The organism is Thermovirga sp. (assembly GCF_017656375.1).
GTDB lineage: Bacteria > Synergistota > Synergistia > Synergistales > Thermovirgaceae > Thermovirga.
In genome coordinates this window covers 1-5,515 of record NZ_JACDOB010000049.1, presented here as the reverse complement: position 1 = coordinate 5,515, position 5,515 = coordinate 1, and the positions used below count along the sequence as shown (strand labels likewise).

The window sequence follows — 5,515 nt, the reverse complement described above, 5'->3', positions numbered from 1 at the left end:
ATATCTCTTGAGCCTGCAGACCTGGATAGAAGAAAGAGAGCAGAAAAGAGAAAGAGTAGTCAAAGTGCTTAATTTAAATTAAGAGTGCAAGGAGAACTTTCACAACGTGAAGTCCTCCTTTGCTTTTATGGGAAGATAAAATATAATAAAACTACCTACTACAAGAGAGCAAATTGCTGATGCACAATATGAGGAGGAATTGACCGTTGGACGAACTTTTAGTATCCAAATCCGGGACCCCTTTCCCAAGTTGGATGAAGTGGATGGTGTTAATAGTAGGTTTTTTCTTAGTGGCAGACGGCATGAGGGTCTTTGAATTTCATAAGATATTTGTGGGTGTTGTGCTGGCCTATATTTCTGGTTATCAGAAGCGAATATATGTTTCCGATGTGGGTATAGTAAGAGAAACAGGCTCTTGGTTTAGGAAATACAAGTCAGTATTGCCGTGGGATGAAATAAAGTATGTAGGATTAGTAAAAAGAGGATCAAAGATGATGGCATTTTTTGAGCAAGATGTGACAGGCTGGAAGGTCCTTTTTGATGCTGAAGACGAACCTAAGCTGAGAGATATTCTGACGGAGTATATTCCTCATGTTGAGGTAGGAGAAATTGCTTAATATTATTTTCGGTTTCAGCTGTGCATTTTTCGTCTTTAAAATATATGTATGGATTAGGGAGGTGGTATATGAGAAAAAATTGGGGGTTATAGAAGGTGAAGAAAGCAGAGAAAAGGGAGGGGAAAGTAAATGGCAGAAAGTACAGGAAGCAGACCTAGTTTAGGTTTATCTTTAGGAGTATTTGTAATAGCAGCGTCAATTATAAGTTATGGTGTGCTGGCATTGGGCGTTGACGCTCACATACCAATTGTTATATCCGCTGTTGTTGTCTGTTTAGTAGGTGTCTTTGTTTTAAAGAAACCATGGTCTGAAATAGAGCAAGGTGGTCTTAATGCCATAGCGGTAGCTCTTCAGGCTATAGTCATCCTGATGATCATAGGAATGGTAATAGGTGTATGGATTCAGAGCGGGGTTGTACCTGCCCTTATTTATTATGGTCTTTCTATATTGTCTCCATCAATCTTTTTGTTGGCTACGCTATTGGTATGTTCTGTAGTATCTCTGGCTACCGGTTCATCTTGGACCACTGCAGGTACTGTAGGTATTGCTCTCATGGGCATAGCTCATGGGCTTGGCATTCCTGCGCCACTTTCTGCAGGTATTGTCATTTCGGGGGCATATTTTGGAGATAAGATGTCTCCTTTGTCAGATACCACCAACCTTGCTCCTGCGGTTGCTGGAGCAAACCTGTTTGATCACATAAAGGCCATGATCTGGTCTACAGGGCCTACCTACGTAATAGTGGCCATAATTACCATAGTGTTGGGGATGAAGTATGCTGGTGGAACTTTGGATGTAGCAAAGATCGATGCAATGCAGACCATGCTTAAGGCCGAATTCCCCATAAGCTTTTTGGGTTTTGTGCCTCCTTTGGTTGTTATCCTGTTGGCAGCCAAGAAGACTCCGGCTATACCAGGCCTGTTCAGCGGTGTCGTTCTGGCAGTATTGCTTTCAGTATTCCAGGGACACGGCCTTGCAGATATCATAAACGCTGTACACTATGGTTATGAGGCGCAGCTTTCTTCAGAAATAGCAGGCGCAGAAGGAGATGCTCTTATAGCGCTGCTTAGCCAACACAACTTATCTATGGCACCGGAAATGGCAACAGAGGTAGGGAACATGCTTAATGACTTGCTGACTCGCGGCGGGTTGGATTCCATGATGTGGACCATATCTCTTATCTTCTGCGCCCTCTTCTTCGGAGGAGTCATGGAAGCTTGTGGGTTCCTCGAAACCATAGTTGGTTCCTTGACCAAGTCTGTCAAGACAGTTGGCGGGATGATGGCTTCAGTTATAGCTTCTTCCTTTGTGTCGAACTTGTTCCTTGGCGACCAGTATCTATCGCTAGTAATACCAGGTCGTATGTTCAAAACCGCTTTTGAGAAAAAAGGTCTTGCTCCTAGAATGCTTTCCCGTGCATTGGAGGATTGTGGTACATTGACGTCTCCGCTTGTTCCTTGGAACACATGTGGAGCCTTCCAGAGCAGCGTGCTTGGCGTTCCAACTTTGGCATATCTCCCGTATGCCTTCCTGAACTACTTGAACCCAATAGTTTCGATAATCATTTCATACATGAAGATAGGAGTTTACTGGAGAACCAAATCTGGAGAAGATGTAGTAGCTAGGGAACATCCTGAAGGTTAGTCTAAAGAAGAGGGGGGTAAAACCTCCCTCTTCTTCTGCTTTATGGTTGCAGCTTTTCTTCTACTGATTTTACTTTGTGCTCCATAGTAAGGTCTTTGTCTCTTCTGTCATCAATGCGTATTGTAGTCCCTACTCGCATGGCTCCAGCTTTGAATGGCGCTTCGTGGGCAGCTCTTATTGCTTCTAAGATGGTGTCCAATTCACCTTCCAGTATGGTTCCCATGGGAGTGAGCATCACTTTTAGGTCGTAGCTGCGCAAGATTTTTTCCACTTCTGCTACATATGGGCTCAAGCTTGTTGATGTGGTCCCATAGGGAACAATTACAACCTCGGCTATTACCTTTCCCATTTCTATCCCCCCTTTGATGATGGGTGCCCTTTTACAAGACTAGTAGGTTTAATCTGCCTTGTATAGCTATTAATAGTACAGTACAATAGTGTATATAATAACATCATGCAGAATTATTTTTGAGCCTTTCTTTAGGAGGTTTTTTGATGGAAAGACTGTTGGGAAAAGATTGGGTCCCCCCCGTCTTGATAATCCTCATTTGGTTTTTTGCGGATCGATTTGTTGTTAAAATCCTCGGGAAAATTTTGGACTCTGCGTTGAATAAATTTATATTCAAAAGTGATAATCTTACAAATATTGAGGCACAGTCAAAGCGGAAGAGAATTGCGACCCTTAGGAAATTGTCAATAGATGTGCTTAGAGGGGTTTTATTTGCTATTGCCATTTTGATGTTCTTGGATAGTCTAGGTATAAATATAATGCCAGCATTAACAGGGCTTGGGCTGGCAGGGTTAGCCATATCATTAGCTGCACAAAATTTATTGAGGGATTTTCTTAATGGATTTATAGCTATTTTAGAGGACCATTTTGCGGTTGGTGATGTAGTTACAATAGCAGGCAAGTCAGGTGTAGTTGAGAAATTTACTCTCAGGGCCACATATTTGAAAGATTTAGATGGAAACCACATAATAGTGCCCAATAGCATGATAGGAGAAGTGGTAAACGCGACCAAGAACTGGTCTCGAGCCCAGATAAAGGTGGGAGTCTCGTACAACACAGATATAAGAAAGGCTTTGGCGGTCATGAAAAAAGTTGCAGAGGAGCTTGCTAGGGATTTTCCAGAGAAAGTACTGGAGTTGACTGACGTTCACGGGATTCTTGAGTTTGAGGATAGCGCCATAATATTGAGAACGCTGATAAAGACAGCTCCAGGGGAACAATGGTTCATAGGCAGAGAATATAGGTTGAGGCTGAAGGAAGCTTTTGATGAAGAAGGCATAAACATTCCATTCCCTCAGATGGATATATGGGTGAGGGAAACTCCTTTTTCCAAAGATCAGAAGATCAACGCGTAAGGGACAGGCCTTTCAATGTCTCCAGAAGGTTTGTTGATTATATTGCCCTGCCACCACAAGGCAGAGGAACCTCCGCCGTCAAGATTCAACGCGTTTTTGCAACCCAAGGATTTTGCTATTTCAGCAGCTTCCCTTAGTGTAGCACCCTTGCTGTGCCATGGGTCTCTGCCATCTATTGCTATCCAATGTAAGGCCGATCCATCATAACCTATTATGGTCCTTGGGTGCCTATTAAATAAGATGCCCGAATTGAATCCTTCATTGCCTGTACAAAAGGCCCCATCCTTGAGTATCATCGGGCCTGCCTGCAGGAGGTAAAAAACGTTATCTAACTGTTCGTCAGCCCATTGGATTTTCAACTCTACCTTGGCGGGCTTGGATATTTGCCTCAACATGGAGGCATACCTGCCCCTTGCTACTAGTACGTAGCCATCTTTGGGCACTAAGTGGTTCGAAAGATGGCTATATTTCGCTTCTACTATTTTCCCTTGCCTTACTACGAACTCCATTGCATCGTCTGGGATGCCTGCTGCATAGTACCACAAATGAGGGGTAAATATAGCAGTTTGATCGTATGTTTCCATTTCGTTAAAGGAGTCGATAGGCATTTCTATATTTTCAATTACAGCCTTTGCCAGAAAGTCCCCTCTTGCAAAATATATGTTTCCTTTGCCGTCCCAGCCCACACTTGAGCGGCTTCCATAGGGATTGCTTACTGGAAGGCCTTTAACTATAAGGCTTCCTATTATTTTTGTTTTATTGAAAAAACCGCCATTGATGGCGCATTCTGCATTGGTGTTCTGTGCTATCCAAGATATGGGAAGCCTTTTGCCTGCTATTTCACCGGCGGTGACAATTTGAGGTAGGGCCTCATCAGGAGAAAAGCGTACCTCCGTCCAAAATAAAGCTTGCGTTTCTTGAGCTTTGTAGCTTTCTATTCTTGCCTCTATGCCTGATATTTTGGCTGTCCTTTCTGCTGCCATCCAAGCCTCTGCGAAGTGGTTGAATGGGCCTATGGAGATTTTTCCGCTCTCCTGAGGTGCATCTGAAACGACATTAATTGTTTCGGTAGAGAGATTTTTTTTCAATAATTCAATTATTGACGGAGAAATGGAGTGGCTATCAAGTAATACTATCCAACCTGCAGGAGGAGTGCCCATATTTTCCCTGTGTAAAGTAAGGGTGGATCTCTTGCCTTGGAAGGTTTTTTCCCAGACCAATCCTGCCATACAGGCTCTCAACCATTGCTTTAATAGGCTCAAAGCGGGTTGGGTAAGCGTTTCTCCGGGCGACGAAGTGAGAGCTTTTGGTGCTTTGGGGCTCATGGTTTTGGCGATTATGTAATATGGGAATATATAATCTGGTAAATCCGAGGTGTTTTTTTCTTGCATTAGAGTTCTTAAAATTTTCGCTTCATGCCTCATCCCCATGGCTCTTAATGAGAAGAATAGCGCTTCTGCATTAGTAGCCTCTATATCAGGATAGAATGTCTCGCTTGGAAGTATTATTCCCAAAGCCAAGGCGGTTTCCGCGGCGGCTTTATATGGGTGCCCCGGAGGGATATCCACAAAGTGCCCTTTGCCTTCCCATTTGGGTATTCCAAGGGTGTTGACTATTTCGTGAAGAAGCTGTCCTCTGGTAACGGCAAAAGCCTCTTTTGTATTGCCGTACAAGGAAGCAGCGAACAGAATCGATATAAGGGCTATAAAGCGTAGGAGACGTTTTCTCAAAGCATATACCTGCCTTATGTAATGGGTTGATATATATTTTAGTGATGAAGCTGAATATTGTCACTTAGAGTTTACATCGACTCTTTATTGCTTTCTTCACTTTACCTAAGTAGTTGGAACGAAATATAGGCACATCTACACCGGACGAAACTTACATGT

General features: G+C 43.2%; 5 protein-coding genes. 3 read left to right on the top strand and 2 right to left on the bottom strand.

Translation table 11 applies throughout. The features are described from left to right. The first annotated feature begins 206 nt into the window (after nt 1-206). Together H0Z23_RS08390 and nhaC are read left to right on the top strand one after the other, a co-directional pair. Complete coding sequence (locus H0Z23_RS08390) at nt 207-617, top strand: hypothetical protein (RefSeq protein WP_296868995.1); 411 nt, start codon at nt 207-209, stop codon at nt 615-617. 129 nt (nt 618-746) lie between these two features. Then, nucleotides 747-2,261 carry a Na+/H+ antiporter NhaC gene (gene nhaC / locus H0Z23_RS08385; protein WP_296868994.1) on the top strand — a complete coding sequence of 505 codons (1,515 nt, stop codon included), beginning with the start codon at nt 747-749 and terminating at the stop codon, nt 2,259-2,261. A 40-nt stretch (nt 2,262-2,301) separates the two neighbouring features. Here the strand turns inward: nhaC and H0Z23_RS08380 are convergent, their stop codons facing one another. Next, nucleotides 2,302-2,610: an MTH1187 family thiamine-binding protein gene (locus H0Z23_RS08380; RefSeq protein WP_296868993.1), complete on the bottom strand. Its 309-nt coding sequence runs from the start codon at nt 2,608-2,610 to the stop codon at nt 2,302-2,304. A gap of 146 nt (nt 2,611-2,756) precedes the next feature. Here H0Z23_RS08380 and H0Z23_RS08375 point away from each other — a divergent pair, with 146 nt between their 5' ends. Beyond that, nucleotides 2,757-3,626, top strand: a complete 870-nt coding sequence (locus tag H0Z23_RS08375; RefSeq protein ID WP_296868992.1) for a mechanosensitive ion channel family protein — start codon at nt 2,757-2,759, stop codon at nt 3,624-3,626. On the opposite strand, the gene H0Z23_RS08370 is transcribed toward H0Z23_RS08375, so the two are convergent. After that, entirely contained in the window at nt 3,608-5,356 is a 1,749-nt protein-coding gene (locus H0Z23_RS08370) for a phosphodiester glycosidase family protein (protein ID WP_296868991.1), read from the bottom strand. The genes H0Z23_RS08375 and H0Z23_RS08370 overlap by 19 nt on opposite strands. Nucleotides 5,357-5,515: the final 159 nt, after the last annotated feature.